This is a genomic window from Flavobacterium sp. TAB 87 (genome assembly GCF_001529295.1).
Classification (GTDB): domain Bacteria; phylum Bacteroidota; class Bacteroidia; order Flavobacteriales; family Flavobacteriaceae; genus Flavobacterium.
On record NZ_LLWK01000036.1, the window covers coordinates 273,815 to 290,783 of the forward strand.

The 16,969-nt window shown below is 35.5% G+C and carries 17 protein-coding genes; 11 read left to right on the forward strand and 6 right to left on the reverse strand.

The genetic code is table 11. The features are described 5' to 3' along the window. Positions 1 to 45: 45 nt before the first annotated feature. The 6 genes from AP058_RS09165 to AP058_RS09190 all read right to left on the reverse strand — a co-directional run bounded on the left by AP058_RS09165 (position 46) and on the right by AP058_RS09190 (position 9,738). The gene (locus tag AP058_RS09165; protein WP_066309539.1) at positions 46 to 1,341 is read right to left on the reverse strand and encodes a TolC family protein; all 1,296 of its coding nucleotides are present in this window, start codon (positions 1,339 to 1,341) and stop codon (positions 46 to 48) included. Further along, positions 1,334 to 3,751 (reverse strand): ABC transporter permease, encoded by a 2,418-nt coding sequence (locus AP058_RS09170; RefSeq protein ID WP_066309540.1) that lies wholly within the window; start codon positions 3,749 to 3,751, stop codon positions 1,334 to 1,336. Before AP058_RS09170 ends, AP058_RS09165 begins: the two co-directional genes overlap by 8 nt. 2 nt (positions 3,752 to 3,753) lie before the next feature. Further along, the gene (locus tag AP058_RS09175) at positions 3,754 to 6,183 is read right to left on the reverse strand and encodes an ABC transporter permease (protein WP_066309541.1); all 2,430 of its coding nucleotides are present in this window, start codon (positions 6,181 to 6,183) and stop codon (positions 3,754 to 3,756) included. 11 nt (positions 6,184 to 6,194) lie between these two features. Further along, the gene (locus AP058_RS09180; RefSeq protein WP_066309544.1) at positions 6,195 to 6,899 is read right to left on the reverse strand and encodes an ABC transporter ATP-binding protein; all 705 of its coding nucleotides are present in this window, start codon (positions 6,897 to 6,899) and stop codon (positions 6,195 to 6,197) included. 68 nt (positions 6,900 to 6,967) lie between these two features. After that, a complete protein-coding gene (locus AP058_RS09185; protein WP_066309547.1) occupies positions 6,968 to 8,206 on the reverse strand; it encodes an efflux RND transporter periplasmic adaptor subunit in 1,239 nt (412 codons plus the stop codon). 764 nt (positions 8,207 to 8,970) lie between these two features. Then, entirely contained in the window at positions 8,971 to 9,738 is a 768-nt protein-coding gene (locus AP058_RS09190) for a S24 family peptidase (RefSeq protein ID WP_066309550.1), read from the reverse strand. 96 nt (positions 9,739 to 9,834) lie between these two features. Between AP058_RS09190 and AP058_RS09195 the strand changes: the two genes are divergently transcribed. From AP058_RS09195 to AP058_RS16895, 11 genes are all read left to right on the forward strand, one after another. Continuing rightward, a complete protein-coding gene (locus AP058_RS09195) occupies positions 9,835 to 10,029 on the forward strand; it encodes a hypothetical protein (protein ID WP_066309553.1) in 195 nt (64 codons plus the stop codon). A 12-nt stretch (positions 10,030 to 10,041) separates the two neighbouring features. Then, positions 10,042 to 12,123: a hypothetical protein gene (locus AP058_RS09200; RefSeq protein WP_157492660.1), complete on the forward strand. Its 2,082-nt coding sequence runs from the start codon at positions 10,042 to 10,044 to the stop codon at positions 12,121 to 12,123. Next, on the forward strand, positions 12,120 to 13,055 hold the full coding sequence (locus AP058_RS09205) for an AAA family ATPase (protein WP_066309560.1): 936 nt from the start codon (positions 12,120 to 12,122) through the stop codon (positions 13,053 to 13,055). Before AP058_RS09200 ends, AP058_RS09205 begins: the two co-directional genes overlap by 4 nt. Next, positions 13,055 to 13,681 carry an ATP-binding protein gene (locus tag AP058_RS09210; protein WP_066309562.1) on the forward strand — a complete coding sequence of 209 codons (627 nt, stop codon included), beginning with the start codon at positions 13,055 to 13,057 and terminating at the stop codon, positions 13,679 to 13,681. Before AP058_RS09205 ends, AP058_RS09210 begins: the two co-directional genes overlap by 1 nt. A gap of 11 nt (positions 13,682 to 13,692) precedes the next feature. After that, positions 13,693 to 14,097, forward strand: coding sequence for a hypothetical protein (locus AP058_RS09215; protein ID WP_066309564.1), 405 nt, complete (start codon positions 13,693 to 13,695; stop codon positions 14,095 to 14,097). A gap of 3 nt (positions 14,098 to 14,100) precedes the next feature. Continuing rightward, a complete protein-coding gene (locus AP058_RS09220) occupies positions 14,101 to 14,403 on the forward strand; it encodes a hypothetical protein (protein WP_157492662.1) in 303 nt (100 codons plus the stop codon). 8 nt (positions 14,404 to 14,411) lie between these two features. Then, positions 14,412 to 15,062 carry a DUF3164 family protein gene (locus AP058_RS09225; protein ID WP_066309570.1) on the forward strand — a complete coding sequence of 217 codons (651 nt, stop codon included), beginning with the start codon at positions 14,412 to 14,414 and terminating at the stop codon, positions 15,060 to 15,062. A gap of 125 nt (positions 15,063 to 15,187) precedes the next feature. Next, the gene (locus AP058_RS09230) at positions 15,188 to 15,391 is read left to right on the forward strand and encodes a hypothetical protein (protein WP_066309572.1); all 204 of its coding nucleotides are present in this window, start codon (positions 15,188 to 15,190) and stop codon (positions 15,389 to 15,391) included. Positions 15,392 to 15,393: 2 nt separating this feature from the next. Further along, the gene (locus AP058_RS16885) at positions 15,394 to 15,585 is read left to right on the forward strand and encodes a hypothetical protein (RefSeq protein WP_157492663.1); all 192 of its coding nucleotides are present in this window, start codon (positions 15,394 to 15,396) and stop codon (positions 15,583 to 15,585) included. 315 nt (positions 15,586 to 15,900) lie between these two features. Continuing rightward, positions 15,901 to 16,410 carry a hypothetical protein gene (locus AP058_RS09235; protein WP_066309575.1) on the forward strand — a complete coding sequence of 170 codons (510 nt, stop codon included), beginning with the start codon at positions 15,901 to 15,903 and terminating at the stop codon, positions 16,408 to 16,410. A 128-nt stretch (positions 16,411 to 16,538) separates the two neighbouring features. Continuing rightward, positions 16,539 to 16,754, forward strand: a complete 216-nt coding sequence (locus tag AP058_RS16895; protein WP_157492666.1) for a hypothetical protein — start codon at positions 16,539 to 16,541, stop codon at positions 16,752 to 16,754. Positions 16,755 to 16,969: the final 215 nt, after the last annotated feature.

Below are 16,969 nucleotides of genomic sequence, written 5' to 3' on the forward strand. Positions count from 1 at the left end.
AATAGAATACTTTTGAAGGCTTTAAAAATATAATCCTGTAGCATTCTAGAAGCTGTTAAATTTTAGCAAATCAATCTTTAAACTTGTAAATTGTATTTGAAGTTTATTTTTCAATACTTCATATTCGGCCATAAGCAATTGGTTTTTTATTGTAGAATATAAAATAGCTTCTATTTTTCCGTTATCAAATTTGGCTTGTGTCGTGGCTAACGAAGCTCTTGCGTAGCGTTGCTTTTCGACTAATTTCTGCTGAAGTTTGAGATAATTTTGAGCATTTTGTTCTTCTAGAACAACTTGTTTTTCTAAATCTTCTTCCTCTTGCTGCATAAATTGCTTCGTTTTTTCACGCTCTATTTTAGCTGCGCTAATCTTTTTAGTATTGCGAAATCCATTAAAAACAGGAACAGCCAACTGCAATCCTACTTGCTCACTTTTATTATCTTGCAACTGACTAAAAAAAACAGGAGCATTCGGATCTTCCATTTTTAAATTTTTATAGTAAAAAGTCGAATACCCATAAAAGGCAGATACTATCGGTAAATTTGCAGCTCGTTCTAGATTTATCGTTTTTAAACTATTTGCAAATTGAAGTTCTGCTCTTTTTACTTTTGGATTGTAAAGCGTAGTTTGCTCTTTTCCTGATAAAAGCTCAGTTTCCAATTCAATTTGATTTATTGCAATGTCAGTGAAATTTAACAACTGAAATAACTGCATTTTTTGAATTCCGTACAATTGTTCGGTTTGCATGTTCCGACTTTCATCTTCAGAAAAACTTAATTGCATGTCGTATAAGTCGCTTTGCGGTTTGCTACCAATATTTACTTCTTTGGTTATTCGCTCTAAGTTGAATTCACTTTGTTTGAATTGCGCTTTCTGAATTTTTACTAATTCTTGGGTGTAAAGCGCTTGGTAATAACTTTCTAAAATCTGAAGTTTATACTCATTTTCGATCACTGCTGCATCTGCTTTCGCCAACTCAATATTTATTTTATCTTTTTGAGCATTTGCAAAAGCACTAAAATCAATTAGATTCATTTTTGCATTCAAATAAAAATTATCATTTTGAATGTTAGAACTCACTCTCCCGTTGGTAGAAGGATCGATCGTAGAACCAAAATTATAACTTTGATCTCCATATAAAGTAACAGCGGGCAACATTCGGTTTAAAACGGAGTTTTGTAATTTTTCAGTGCGCTTTATTTCTAATTGTCTTATTTTAATTTCGATGTTATTTTGTAAACCTACCGAAATACATTTGGTAACCGACCAAGAATCTTCTTGACCACTTGCTACTGCTGTAAAAGCAACAAAAAGGACCGTTAAAAAGAGTTTATTATTCATATTTAAGGTATTTTAAAACATCAACTTTGGTCGCTTGATACGCTCTTGAAAGCACTACTAATAGCGTTAAAGACAGTAATGCAGCAAATCCAATTATAAACGGATAAATAGAAATTTCAATTCTGTAAGCAAAATTTTCTAGCCACCTATTAAGTAAATAATATATTGGAAATAAGGCGATTAAAAAACCTATTATACAGTACAAAATATATTGTTTAGAGAGTTCGATCAATAAGAAATTTGTTTCGGCTCCAAGAGTTTTTCTAATTGCAATTTCTTTCATTCGTCTTTGAATGGAATACGAGGCCAACGCGAACAATCCGAAAAGAGCAATTAAAATTACCACCACATTTAACAGTGAAAATAGATTTTTTTGCTTGACATACGACTCATAGCTTCTGGCATATTGTTTATCAATAAAATCATATTTAAAAGGATACTCAGAATCCACTTTCGCCCATAATTTTTCAATATCTGCAATAGTATTTTCAATATTATCGGATTTTAGTTTCACAAAAACGGTACCTATATTCTGTGCCATATCAACAGTTTTAAAATGATAAAAATACATGCCAGAGACATCAGCTTCGGGACTCAACAGGTTAAAATCTTTAACAACTCCTATAATTTTTAATTTTCGTTGTTTGATAATTAATTCTTTTCCTATCGGTTCTTTCATGTCCATCAATTTTTGTGCTTTTTCATTAATCACCACAGAATTAATAGTATCCGAGGCATATTTTTGGTTTAGCGACCTTCCTTGAACTACTTCTATTTTCATCATTTCGAACAGACCAAAATCAACTGCAATTGTTCGTTCTTTAAAAAGTTCATCATTATACAATACACCGCCTAATGAGTTATCAAAACCGTCAAATGAAAGCAAGCCTGTAGAAACCTGATCAACACCTTTTATTTTAGAGAGTTCTTGTTTAATTGTACTGTATTTCTTGTAGATGTTTTGTCCAACGTTTGCAACCTCATAATCTGATTTAGGAAAATTTAAATTAATTGCAATCACTTGATCTCCTTTAAAACCTAAATCTTTATTTGATAGATAATCAATTTGCTGGTAGACAATATAAGAACCAACAATAAAAAAAGTAGCTATTGTAAACTGAAAAATCAGCATTCCGTTGCGCAGCCAAATTCCACTTTTACTTCTAGAAAAATTTCCTTTCAACACTTTTAGTGTTTCAAAATTAGCCACATAAATGGCTGGAAGTATTCCTGCAAACAAAACAATTAAAACTACAATCAGAATTAATTGAAGGTAAAACTGACTACCCATTATCCGCAAACTCTTGTTTAAAAAATCATTGTAATACGGTAATGTTATTTCGACAATTACTAATGCCAGCAAAATAGATAATAAACTTATTAGAACCGTTTCTAAAATAAATTGAATAACAATAGTACTTTTTGAAGCACCCACAACTTTACGAACACCCACTTCTTTAGCGCGTTTAACCGCATTAGCTGTAGCCAAATTGATATAGTTTACAATCGAAAGAATGAGTATTAAAACGGATAACCCTACCATAATCAACAAAAACTGATAATTACCTCTCCCCTCTGGATATCCATCTGCAACAGAGTGCAATCTTGCTTTTGAAAGTGGCTCAATAAAAACCTCAAAATGACCTATTTTATTAGCCATATCTTCGAAAGTAAAACCTTCTTGCTGGGCCTCTCTTTTAATGAAATCAATATTATATACTTGTTCTAAGCTAGCACGTGTGGTCTCAATTTTTGAAGGGTCTTTAACTTTCAGAAGTAGTTTAAAAATAAAAAGACCTGTCGCATTGTCTCTTATCAATTCTTTCATTTTATTCATTACAACATCTGGAGCAATCGAAGAGTTTGTTGGAGTTTGATACACAGCGCGCACTACAAACATTTGATCCAAACATGTTATTTGTTTACCAATTGGATTTTCTTCTCCAAAAAGGCGTTTAGCAATAGCATCGGAGATAGCAATACTTGAATCATCTTTTAGTGCCGAAATAGCATCGCCTTTAATAATTTTGAATGGAAAAAGAGCAAAGAAATCAGTTTCAACATTTATAATTTTTTCGACTAGTACTTTCTTGTCTTTATAGACAATTTTATCCTTTTGATACCAGCTGTCAGCATAAACTACATTTTCTACATTGGGATCTTTAGCTAGAACAGGTCTTAGAAATAATGAACAATCAGAAAAAACAGGCATTCCTGTTAACTGCACTAGAACCTGATACACCTTGTCTTTTTCAGGATTCCAGTCATTATAACTTTGTTCGTCATTCCAATACAATAACGAAAAAATTAAGCCCGCAATTCCAATGGCCAATCCGAAAACATTCAGAAATGAAAACAGTTTGTTATGATTTAAATGATAAATGAATATTTTTATATAGTTTTTAAGCATTGTTATTCGTATTTTAAATATTTTAATACATCAACTCTTGTGGCTTGATACGCTCTTGATAGCACTACTATTAGCGTTAGAAATAGCAAAGCAACAAATCCTATTATAAAGGGATACACTGAAATTTCGATTCGGTTAGCAAAATTCTCCAGCCATTTATTCAATAAATAATACACGGGAAACAAGGCGATTAAAAACCCAATAATGCAAAAAAGAATGTACTGTTTCGAGAGTTCTAATAGTAAAACGTTGGTTTCGGCACCAAGCGTTTTTCTGATGGCAATCTCTTTCATGCGTCTTTCTATCGAGTAGGAAGCCAAAGCAAATAAACCAAACAGCGCAATGACAATAACAACTATGTTTAATAAGGAGAAGAGATTTTTTTGTTTCACATACGTTTGATAAGTTCTTTTGTAACTTTTATCTATAAAATCATATTGAAATGGATAATCGGAATCGACATTTTTTACCCAAAATTTTTCAATATCTGCAATGGTTTGCGCTGTGTTTTCGGTATTTACTTTTACATAGAGATAATTTAAATTACCAATCGTCCAGTCGATGGTTTTAAAGTGAAAGAAAACCATTGGAGGCACTTTTCCTTGTGGGCTAAAAAGGCTAAAATCTTTTACTACTCCTACAATTTTAAGTTTATTACCGTTCCAATCTACAGTTTTACCAATGGGATCTTTCTCCTTCATCATTTTTAAAGCAGTTTCATTGACCATCATAGAATTTATGGTGTCTGATGCGATTTTAGGATCCAAATAACGCCCTTGAATCATCTCTATTTTCATCATCTCTAGAAAACCAAAATCAACAGCAATATTCTGCCCTTGAATGTTGGAGCCTTTATAATTAAAACTCGAAGAAGAGTCGTTACCGCCACCAAATCGTAAGGCTGCTGTAGCTACTTGCTCTACTCCTTTTATTTTTGAAACTTCATTTTTAGTCGTTGTGTACCGATCAAATATGAGTTGTACTGAATTTTTATCATTCCGAATCGCATCTGGTTTAAAGTAAAAAATTTCTAAAACTTGCTCGCCAGAAAATCCTAGATCTTTATTTCCTAAATACTGTACCTGTTGAAAAACGATATAAGAACCAATAATAAAGAAAGAAGCAATTGCAAACTGTACAATTAGCATCGTATTTCGCAGCCAAACGCCGCTTTTGTTTCTTCCAAAATTTCCTTTTAACACTTTTAAAGTCTCAAAATTAGATACATAAAAAGCGGGAAAAATACCTGCAAAAATTACTGTGACTACAAAAATTATTATGATCTCCAGAAAAAATTGACTTCCATAAATAATTAATTGTTTGTCTAAAAATTCATTGTAGTAAGGCAATGAAAGTTCGACTATAACTAAGGCTAGCGAAATTGCAACGATCACTGTAATTATAGTTTCAAACAAAAATTGCTTTATAATATTAGCTTGTGATGCGCCCACAATTTTTCTAACACCCACTTCTTTTGCTCTACGTAATGCATTTGCTGTGGCTAGATTTACGTAATTAACAATGGATAAAGTCAAAATTAAAACAGACAAACCAATCATGATCAATAAAAATTGATTGTTGCCTTTTCCCTCTGGAGACCCTGGTCCTTTGGTATCCATTCGAGACATAGCTAGAGATTCTAAAGAAAAATTAAAAGCTCCGTATTGTGCTTCATATTGTTTTATGGTAATCCCTTCTTCTTTTGCTTCTTTTGCTATTTTATTAGTATAAAAAATCGTTTTAATTTTTGCTTCAAGATCACCCTTTTTTGAAGGATCTTTTAATTTGATGTACCAACCATTATTAAAATTTCCCCATTGCTCTTTATCTGCATTTATTTTAGCTTTCATTCTATTGACCACCGCATCTGGAGCAACTGCGGAATTTCCAGTAATTTTATAGATGGCTGAGACCGTTAATATTTGATCTTCATACTGAATTTGTTTGCCAATTGGATTTTCAATTCCAAAAAAAAGTGCTGCCGTTTTTTGTGTTAGTGCAATACTGTTCTCGTTTTGTAAAGCCGTTTTTTGATTTCCTTTAATAAACTCAAAAGGGAAAAAATTAAAAAAATTATTTTCGGCATTAAAGACTTTGTCAACAAATATTTTCTTGCCATTGTATTTGTAAAGTAGTGATTGGTACCAGTTTTCAGAGTACATCATTTCTTCGATGTTGGAATCATCTTTTACAAATGGTGCCATTGTAACTGGAATATTGTTCCATACTTTGCCGTCTTCCATATCTACTAAGACTTGAAAAACAGTATCTTTATTCGGGTTCCATTCGTTATAACTTTGCTCGTCGTTCCAATAGAGCGTGGCAAAAATTAATCCTGCTATTCCTATTGCTAAACCCAAAACATTTAAGACTGTAAAAAGCTTATTATTTTTGATGTGATAGAAAAATATATTTGTCCAATTTTTTAGCATGATTCTCAAATTTATGGAGTGATTAGTACATCAACATTACGACTATTCGTTTTTTCAGAAAGTACAATTCCGTCTTTCATCAAAATTGTTTTTTGCGAAAAAGAAGCATCATAATCAGAGTGTGTAACCATCAAAATGGTAGCGCCATTGGCATGCAAATCGGTCAATAATTCCATTACTTCATTTCCGTTTTTACTATCAAGATTTCCTGTAGGTTCATCGGCAAGAATAATTTTCGGATCATTAATTAATGCTCTTGCTACTGCAACGCGCTGCTGTTGTCCTCCAGAAAGTTGTTGCGGATAATGTTTCAACCGGTGCGAAATATTTAGTTTTTCGGCAATTGCTGCTACTTTTTGTTTTCTTTCTGCCGAAGGAATTTTGCTGTAAATCAACGGTAATTCAATATTATCATACACTGATAATTCATCGATTAAATTGAAGTTTTGAAAAATAAATCCGATATTTTCTTTTCTCACCTTCGATTTTTGCTTTTCTTTCAAACCCACCATTTCCTGATCGAGTAATTGGTAACTTCCGCTAGAGGCGCTATCTAATAATCCCACAATATTCAGTAAAGTCGACTTTCCACTTCCTGATGCTCCCATTATCGAAATAAAATCACCTTGATTAATGGTTAATGATACTTCGCTTAAAGCTTTGGTTTCAATTTCTTCGGTTCTAAATACTTTTGAAAGGTTTTTGATTTTGATCATACTATTCGTTTTTTGATTGCTGTTATTTTTTTAATATTCACTAAGAACTAAGTACTACTTACTTCTGCTTATTCTAAATTTAAAACTTCAACTTGCTTGTAATCTTTGTAAGAGGATGTAATAACTTTTTCTCCAGGTTTTAATCCTTCCAAAACTTCATAATACAACGGATTTTCTTTTCCTAATTTAATGGCTCTTCTTTCTGCTTGGTTTCCTTTAAGCACAAAAATCCATTTTCCTCCCGTTTCTTCATTAAAACTTCCCTTTGAAACGACAATTGTTTTAGATTTTTCAGATAAATTTAGTTTTACACCAAAACTCAATCCTTGCTTTAAATCCAATTTTTCATTAGATATGAAATCCAGTTCGACTAAAAATCTTCCGTTTTTTATTTCTGGAATTACTTTAGTTATTTGAACTGCTATGTTTTTATTGTCAAAAATAACCGTTCCTTTTTGCAGCTCGGAAATACGATCCAGATAAAACTCATCAACATCTGCTACCAATTTATACCCTTTACGGTCATCTATAATTCCGATCGTAGAATTTTCAGGATAATTTTTTCCAAGAATAGGTTCAAATGAAGACAATCTTCCGGAAAGTGGCGCCGTAACCAGAAAGTTTTTTTTGTTAGTTCTTAAAATTCCAAGACTTTTATTCATTACTCCAATCGATTGATTGAATTGTGAAATTTGTACTAAATTGGCTTGCTTTTCTTTACTTACACTTTGTTTTATAATTCCCATTCGCTCTTGTTGAAAACGAAAATTTTCTTTGGTCTTGTTCCACTCGCTTTTAGCTAAAATTTCCTGCTCAAATAAATTTTTATTCAAATCATATAAATTTTTGGCATCTAAATAATCGTGTTCGATTGCAATCAAATCTTTACTAAGATTTAATTCTTGGTTTCTCAAATCGAGTTTCGCTTTATTCAGATTATTAATTTGCTCAATAATAGCGGTTTCTTGTTGCATATACGCCAATTCTGAATTAGGATTGTACAATTTTGCTAACGGTTGTCCTTTGCTTACTTCATCACCATTTTCGACAAAAATTTCCTGAACAGATCCACCCTCAATAATATTAATCAGCATCGAGTTTAGCGGAACTGCCTTTGCTTGAAAAGACATAAAATCTTCAAAATAATTACCTTCGACTGATTTTATCGAAATTTCATTTCTTTTTATGGTAAGACTTCTCTTTTTTGTTGCCGATGTAAAAACTACATATCCTAAAATCAAGATAATTGGTAATGCGATTAATACGTACTTATTTTTGTTACTTTTACTTTTAATGACGGTGTCCATTGCTACTTATTTGTTGTGTATAAAGGGATTTTCGTGCCACTGATTTAAAAACAACAACTAACTGAACATGAGTAAATTAAAAAAAATTAAATATTTTAACTGTTCATTAATGAACACCTTTTGATCGGAACCGAACACTACACATTAGCATGTGTTTTAATTAACGCTTCAGAAAATAAAATATCAGCCGAAAATGAAAAAAACAAATGCCTCCATTTTAATCATTGATGATCAAGAAGACATACTTTTTGCTTCAAAAATTACGGGCTATAAATTAAGATAAACAATAATAGTAATATAAAAAAGGTCGAAAAGTCCAATAAAACAAGGCTCTCACAGCAATGTGGGAGCCTTTTGCCTTTAAAATTAAAATGTACATAAGCTACCATTAAGTACCATTTAACTACCATTATAAAAAGCTTTAAATACCAAACAAACCAATCAACTACCATTGACAAGCTAAAACGGTCTAAAAGCTACTATAAACAGGCATTTAGCGAGTAATATGTAAGTATTTAAACACTTTTAAAGACCTGTTTAAACACCTATTTGTACAATTGATTAATATGCCTGTTTTTATGTATGCGTAGCCCAATGGGTAGCCTCATGGGTAGCCTTTTTAGTGTAGTGATAGTGCCGATACAAAACCCCGTATTGTATCTAAATTAACGCCAAACAAGCTAAAAAAGAACTTAGCGAACCCCGAAATACACAAAAAAGAACATCTAAAATAGTTAATACGTTGATTTATAGCATTTTAATATTTAGTACATAGAATTAACCCTAACACTGGCCTTTATTAGTGCCAATCCCTTTACATTCTTGAGGTGAAAGTCTTTTGATTGGTGGTGTCTGTTTTCGGACACCAGTTTTATGTATTCTATACCTTGATCTGATTTTTGAACCCACTTCACCATAACAAACTCATCGCCATCGTCATTGGTTAGCGACACCAGGTACATTTCTCCCCAGAATATGTTTTCTATCGATGGTGCTAATTTTTTGTACATGATTATATCACCACTTTTCAACAATGGGTACATACTGTCTCCACTTACGTAGATCGCGCCATCGCATTTGGGTAAATTGGGAATAGAGATATGATCGATTGGTTTTTCTTTGGCAGCATCTCGAAACAACGACACTATGGACGCAGACGCTTGTATATCATATAGTGGTACGGCTTGTCTTGATAGTAAGTGGTCAGTTTTTAATTTGAAAACCTTTGATCCTGGTTCCTCCACTACTTCTTTACTCTCAGGATGTTCTACATAAGGAATAGATTCTGACTTGCGAATTTCACCAACTCCTGTAATCAGCCATTCAGCTGACAAACCTACAAACTTGTTTATAATTGCCTTTATGATGTCAAATGTGACAACAGGATACTTACCATTTCGGACATCAAGATGAAACAATCTGTTAATTCGTGGTTGACTTATGCCAATTTCCTTACTAAATTGATTCTCGCTTCCGTCACAGAAAAGTTCTATAATAGTGCGTATTCTCTGGTTTTCTACAGGTATTTCCATTTTGTTGTATTAAAAATTATAAAAATGTTTGTATAAAAGTTTTTCTATTACAAACATGTTTGTATATTTGTTCTCAACAACGGAACAATTTAAACAATGGACAAACCTACGAAAAAGAAAAATATCTACAATACAGATATTGTAGATAGGCTGAAAGAAAAGTACGGCGTTTCTAAAAGATTTATCACTATGTCACTGAATAATGACAGGACTTCAGAAACGTCAGAGGCCATTAAGGGCGATTACAGAAAAATGACTCTTGCAGTGGACAAGACATTAAAAGGACTTTAAAACAACATCGATTTGGAGACACCATACGAATATCACGACAGTAAGCTCGGCTTTAAAATCAATCACTTGATTTGTGACCGTGACTACCATTCCGAGAGCGTGAAGTTAATAAGCTATAACGCAATAAATAAGCGCTTTTTATCGCCTACTTGTTCAGAAAATCAATTGCGCCGTGCATCATTAGGTTGTGATGCTCTTGTGGAGTTTTCAAGTTTATGTCAAGAGTGGAAAGACCGCCTTACTACCAAGTTTGGAAAGCCAAAAGAAGCAATCAAGAAATCTTGGTTTGCACAGCAATATATGACTGATGGTGATGCGCTTGACTTTTATCGCGCTTATACCTACGGCGATTCAATACGACTTGACATAAATATTATTGAAAGGTACGCCTATCAAGCATCGGTATTAAACACTGTTTTGCTAATGAAATCAAATCGCAAGCAGTATTTAAAAGCATTGGGATGTACGTCAGTCGATATTTGGGAAAGTCTAAGCCGCGATGTTAATGCCTTTGACGAAGTAGATCACAGATTGCCGACTACCAAAAGCTCACTTCGTTACAAAGTAAACAAGTACCAAAAGGAAGGACACGCGGGTATTATTTCGGAAAAATACGGAATGAAAAACGCCCTAAAAGTTAAAGAGCGTGAACAGCAAGCCCTACTGGATGAGCTACTGGCAAAACACACCAACTTAGATAATACCTTGATAGCAACTGTTTACAATGCTATAGCAGAGCAGCAAAATTGGCCAACGATCACACCGCAAACAGTAGGCAATCGCAAAAAAGAGGCCAATCTGGTTATTTACGCAGGTCGCAACGGGGTCTCGGCATTGTCTAATAACATTTTGATGCAAAATAAAAGACAAGCACCAAGCTCGCCAATGTTGTATTGGACTTTGGACGGTTGGGATTCTGAATTGTTGTATCAAAACACAGCAATCGACAAAAAAGGCTATTCGACCACCACGTACCACAACCGATTGACAATGGTTGTGGTTCTGGATCCTTTTAATAAATACCCAGTTGGTTACGCAATAGGAACACACGAAACACCAGAGCTGATCAAAGAGGCGTTGCGCAATGCAATCAATCATACTGCAGAATTATTTGGTGAGCGCTTCATGCCGTACCAGTTGCAGTCAGACAATTACCAAAAAAAGGCATTGACACCAATTTACGAAGCGTGCACTAAGCATTACACACCGGCAAAGGTTAAGAATGCGAAATCAAAAGTAATCGAGCCGTATTTCGCTCACATCAATAAGACCTATTGCAAGTTAATGGACAATTGGAGCGGATTCGGGATTGCATCAGGCTCTAAGAACCAACCAAACTCAGAAATGTTGAACAAACTGCGCCACACGTTCCCAGACGAGAGCGGATGTCGCAAGCAACTCGAAAGCATTATTGCAGCCGAGCGCACCAAAAAGCAAAAGCAATACCTAGAGCAATGGCAACATACCGCAATAGAGCACCGCCTGCCCATGTCTACCGAAAATTATTTGCTTGCACTGGGTAAAACTTCGGGACGCACCAACAAACTAGAAGGATCGGGATTGCATTTGACAGTAAGCGGAATGAAAAGAACCTACGACAGTTTTGACATCAATTTCAGACATCAAGCGCACCAAAACTGGACTGTATTATATGATGAGCAGTACAGCAGCCAAGTACTCGCCATCAGCGCCGACCAAAAGCACCGCTTTGTACTCCAAGAAAAGTACATCCAGTCTATGGCAATTGCAGAACGCAACGATGATGACGTCGACCAACTGCAGTTGGTAAAAGACTACAACAACACAGCAGTACAATATATAACTGACACCCGGGCGGACAACGCCAACGTTCTTGATCAGTTTTTTACACAAAATCCACTGCTCAACGACACACTAGCCAAGCATTTACTGGTCGATTCAAGAGGCCAGCACAAAGACCAGAGAAATAACGATCGATTGCAACAAGGGGCGGTTAAGCTACTGCAAAAACAAGATGCAGTGATCGCGAAAAAAGCAGAAAGAACTTGGCAGGATGACCAAGACGAATACATCAACAACAAAGTGAACATTAACAAATACCTACAGCAGCCATGAATTTAGAAACTAAACAAGCCATCGTAAAAGAATTAGAATCGTATTTGTCTTTATACCAAATGTCGGCGAACGAATTCGTAAAGAAAACAGGAATCAATGAGTCTTATGTGTCCAATATGAGAAACTTAGGTTTTATGATTGGTAAAACCGAAATCGCTCCAAAGTGGTTCGAAGCTGTGGCTAAGGCAATCGGGTACCAATTGCAAAAACAATATTGGCAACCAGTAGCGACCAATCAAATGAACTTCATGTTGTCGGTCTTAGAAGACGCCAAAGACAACGGATATACAAACTTAATAATAGGAGAAACAGGTTGCGGCAAAACATTCACTACAACATTGTTCGCCTCACACAACCCATTGGATTTGTTTGTGATCAAAGTAGGAAGCTCAGACAACCTTTCGGACTTAATCGATAAGATTTTAGAGAAAGCAAAAATTCCAACCGCTAAGACCAAGAGCAAAAACATCAATAGCATCATTAAGCACATGCAAAAACTAAGGTTCGATGGTTACAAACCAATGATCGTCTTTGATGAAAGCGAGTACATGAAACAACCTACGCTAGGAATGACCAAAGAACTGTACGACGATCTATCAGGACACTGCTCGATCATTATGATCGGTACAGACGAACTACTGGACAATCTGGACAAATTACGCAAGCGTAAAAAAGCAGGAATGAGACAGTTTTACCGCCGCATCAAATTCGGAATAAGAGTGTTGCCAAATATAGACCGATCGTTTGCAGGCTTCCTAGAAACGATTACAGACAAAAAGCTAAGGACTTTTTTGCAGTCCAACTGCGAGAACTATGGCGAGTTACACGATTGCTTGGTTCCAGCAATGCGAGAAGCAGACCGAATTGGCGAGCAATTGACTGAAGACTTTGTTCGGAAAGTATTGAACATGCCAAAACAAATGTTCAACTAATGAAAAAAGCCTTAAACGTTCAAAACATCAAGGCTCAAACCATAAATCGAATACCGTTTACAGGCGATTTTCACGAAGCCTTTAGACAACCACAAAACAAAGGGGTTTGGTTTATTTGGGGTCAGTCAAGTAGTGGTAAGAGTTCTTTTGTGATGCAATTAGCAAAAGCCTTAGCCCAGCATTTTAAAGTGTTATATAATTTACTTGAAGAGGAGCTCGACGATTCAGATTTTATAGAACGAATCGAAATGTTTGACATGCACGAAGTGAAAGACAATTTTTTAGCAGGACGGTACTCGGTTGAAGAGTTGAGACAATATGCCAACAAACGCAACCCGCCAAAAGTGATAATAATCGACTCGGCCACCTACTTCTTTAAAAACTTTCAAGAGTACTTGGATTTTAAAGAAACGTTCAAAAACCGAATCATAATTATAACCGGGCACGCACAAGGTAGCAACCCCAGAACCGAGCTCGAAAAGGACATACTATACAATGCCAAACAAAAAATATTAGTAGATGCCTATCTCGCAGTTTGCAAAGGTAGGACGATCGGACCCAACGGTGGTTTGTTCACCGTCTGGCACGAAGGTTACGAAAAAGCAAGGGGATCTAAAGAACAATAAAAACAAACATCATGAGCAAAACAACAATCAACAAAGAATCAGCAGCCGATTTTCTAATGAGTCAATTAGAAATATGCGAAACCAAACAAGACCTATTACTGGCCTTTTGGTTCTACTGGGTCGAAAGCGTGACACTCACGTCAATCGAGTTTCAAAAAGTGGTCGCCAATGCAGCAGTGAACAAATGGTTTTTAATCGAATTGAAAAAAGAAGAAACCGAATGCCGCCACCTCTTGAGCCATTACCCGAACACTGCAGGAAAAGACAAAGATTGGTTGTGGTGTCAAACGGTTAGCAAATTAATGTCAAGATTTCCCAAAGTATTATTAGAAGCAGCCAAAAAGCGAGAACAAAAACCAAGAACGACCAAAGTAGCGGGAATCAGAATCGAAATGTCCATCATTAATCAAAACTAGCCTATGACAACCGAAATAATAAACCAACGCCTTGAGGACTTGCACAACGTGTTGCTGTACTGCTCCGAAGTGGATCGTGTGAGTTATGGAAAAGACAAAGTGTTTTCGACAGGCGAACGAATCACAATCAACCAAGAGCGCGGTTCCTACTTCAGTCAACTAGCAGCCAATAACGGCGAAATATTTCCGCACGAAGTTAGAACCTACCAAGTTACAGAACATATTGATAATAAGATCAATAAAACACTAGAACAAATACACGCTACCAGTTGGGGCGGATTCACAAACGATAAATTTTTAAAGTAGCCATAAATATGAATACAACAACGCAATTAGTACCCGAATTAACCACCGCAGAATTAGAACAAATGTTAGCGAACCGCAAAAAAGCAGAACGCGCCAAAGAAGAAAAGGAAAAAGCAACCTACGAAAAAGACCGTGACCAAATGGTCGAAAAAGTACTGCTAACCGCCAGTGCCTTATTTAGAGAGTTGGGAGAGTTCAAAACGTACTGTCACATCGAAATGGACAAGCAAGCGGTGAAGCTTTCAGAATACGGTAAAGTTCGCAGCAACTCCAAAGGGGGTTTTTCAGTAACCAATTCAGACGACACCATGCGCATTACACGACGAAGAGACACCGAACCCGTTTGGGACGAACGAAGCGGAAAAGCAGTCGAACTGATCAAAGAGTTTTTGGGTGATGCCATCAAAAAACGAGATACCAAGATGCACGACATCTTAATGAGTTTCTTGGAGCGCAACGCAAACGGTGATCTCGAATACGGTCGAGTAATGGATTTGTACAAGCACGAAGACAAGTTTGATGATCCAAGATGGAAAGAAGGATTGAAGTTAATCAAAGAATCGTTCTCGAATCACCTCAAAGGCTACGGTTACGAGTTCAAAATGAAAGGTGCCGATGGCAAATGGCAAAACTTGTATTTAAACTTTTCAAGCCTGTAATATGAGCAATTACACCACCACAATACTACTAGCGATTCTGCTAGTAGTATTGAATAAAAAAGACATCGCCATTTATATGGAGTGGCTGCATTTCAAAATATACTCCAACTACAAACAACGACAAAATGAGCGTAGAAATAATACCAGTAAAAGATCACCAAGAATACACGGTTAACGGTCACTTGGTTTGCAAAGATCAATTCAACAACTGGACGTGCAAACACGATTTGTCTAGTACCGAAATGAACGCCTTTAAGAACTATGAGAAAATGGTAATAAATAACAAAGCATTTACCAAGCACGCAAAAGCAACCTATAAAACCAAATAGCAATGTCAAAAATGAGATTTGTACGATACGGCGAGAAACCAACCGCTTATCAATGCACTAAGAAAACGTGCAAATGGGAAGGTCCATTTGATCAGCAAGTAAAAGTTAGAAAAAGACGAAGCTGCGACAGTGAATATGTGTGTCCTAAATGTGGTCACAATGAATTTTACGGAATCGTAGAGAACATCGATTAATAGGTTAGTTAATTCGGTACCGAGTGTTAAAAAGTGGATGAGTTTATCTCTGCGGGTTCGAATCCCGCCACTCGGACAAACAATAAAACAAAAAACAAATGAATAATAAAGTTTTTCACGTAAGAGTAAAAATCATCAGTAACCGAACTTTTTACTTAAAAGGAATCTGCATCGCTAAGACATCAAAAATAGCAAGGGATTACGCAAAAGCCCAAACTGACAATTATTTGTCATTGTCAACTAAAGGGAATGATGCAGTAATAAAAGTTGTAGAATGTAAAGAATTAAGATCCGACTTTATAATACATCATCAAAATGAAAGCAACTAAAACCAAACCACCCGTTGTCTACGGCGATCACTTACCCATCACGCCGTTTCAAATAAAGCGCATCATGAACAATTGCAACTACCTAGTCGAAATGAAAAACGAATGGGTGCAATGGGTAACCGAAGATAATTCGCGAACCAGTTTAAAAAGCATCACACAAGCGCAAGCCGTCAAGATCATCAAACAGCAAACAGGTGAAGATCCAAAACAAGAACTTAAAACTATTGTTCAAGGCGGTAGAAGTCACAGCAAAAGTAATTGGGCATTATTCGATAGCAAGAACAAACAGCACTTAGGCGTTATGGCCAATCTCCGAACGCTGCAATGGACAGTGCCCAGCGAAAGACACGGCGAAGTTGCCGACCTCGAACGATTAAGCAACTTTTTAAAGAGTGATTTATCGCCAGTTAAAAAGCCTTTAAAGAAAATGGAGCCGTGGGAAGTTTCGAAAATTATAGAATGTTTTAAATCAATGATAACCAAAAAATACAAATAGCATGAAAAATTTAATAGATCAAACAGTACAGTTTCTCAAAGACGTTCGAACGTTTGTCTACGGTGATAAAAGCGTTTCACCTTCAGAAACAAAATGGTAAAATATACAACCACTAAAAAAAAATAATTATGAGTTACTACTATTTAATACTCGCCTTAATAATCGCTGCAGCTATCGGTTTTGTAGCTGGATTTTATATTGATTTTCTATATGGTTTTAGTCCAGATTTAGAAGACGACGAAGATTTACTACCGCAACATTATTGCTATGAATGCGAATGCCATACGCCTATTGTAGAGAAAGAAGGAAGTTTCTACTGCTCCAATTGCGGTTTATACCATTAAGATGGAAAGTTGCAAACATGAGATAAAACGCATCAAATTACTTAGTGTAATTGTTACCTGTGAGACCACAGTAGTGATATGCGCAAAATGTAAAAAAGAATTAGAACAACCTAAAACCGAATGTTAGAATGAAAACAATAACAAGCAAAACAGAGCTTTTAAAGAAATTAAAAAAAGAGAATATACTATATAACGGACGTATATGCTATTTAACA

Coding starts and splice junctions, on each gene's coding strand:
- AP058_RS09165 (WP_066309539.1), bottom strand. CDS start 1,341: ATGAATAATAAACTCTTTTTAACGGTCCTTTTTGTTGCTTTTACAGCA.
- AP058_RS09170 (WP_066309540.1), bottom strand. CDS start 3,751: ATGCTTAAAAACTATATAAAAATATTCATTTATCATTTAAATCATAAC.
- AP058_RS09175 (WP_066309541.1), bottom strand. CDS start 6,183: ATGCTAAAAAATTGGACAAATATATTTTTCTATCACATCAAAAATAAT.
- AP058_RS09180 (WP_066309544.1), bottom strand. CDS start 6,899: ATGATCAAAATCAAAAACCTTTCAAAAGTATTTAGAACCGAAGAAATT.
- AP058_RS09185 (WP_066309547.1), bottom strand. CDS start 8,206: ATGGACACCGTCATTAAAAGTAAAAGTAACAAAAATAAGTACGTATTA.
- AP058_RS09190 (WP_066309550.1), bottom strand. CDS start 9,738: ATGGAAATACCTGTAGAAAACCAGAGAATACGCACTATTATAGAACTT.
- AP058_RS09195 (WP_066309553.1), top strand. CDS start 9,835: ATGGACAAACCTACGAAAAAGAAAAATATCTACAATACAGATATTGTA.
- AP058_RS09205 (WP_066309560.1), top strand. CDS start 12,120: ATGAATTTAGAAACTAAACAAGCCATCGTAAAAGAATTAGAATCGTAT.
- AP058_RS09210 (WP_066309562.1), top strand. CDS start 13,055: ATGAAAAAAGCCTTAAACGTTCAAAACATCAAGGCTCAAACCATAAAT.
- AP058_RS09215 (WP_066309564.1), top strand. CDS start 13,693: ATGAGCAAAACAACAATCAACAAAGAATCAGCAGCCGATTTTCTAATG.
- AP058_RS09220 (WP_157492662.1), top strand. CDS start 14,101: ATGACAACCGAAATAATAAACCAACGCCTTGAGGACTTGCACAACGTG.
- AP058_RS09225 (WP_066309570.1), top strand. CDS start 14,412: ATGAATACAACAACGCAATTAGTACCCGAATTAACCACCGCAGAATTA.
- AP058_RS09230 (WP_066309572.1), top strand. CDS start 15,188: ATGAGCGTAGAAATAATACCAGTAAAAGATCACCAAGAATACACGGTT.
- AP058_RS16885 (WP_157492663.1), top strand. CDS start 15,394: ATGTCAAAAATGAGATTTGTACGATACGGCGAGAAACCAACCGCTTAT.
- AP058_RS09235 (WP_066309575.1), top strand. CDS start 15,901: ATGAAAGCAACTAAAACCAAACCACCCGTTGTCTACGGCGATCACTTA.
- AP058_RS16895 (WP_157492666.1), top strand. CDS start 16,539: ATGAGTTACTACTATTTAATACTCGCCTTAATAATCGCTGCAGCTATC.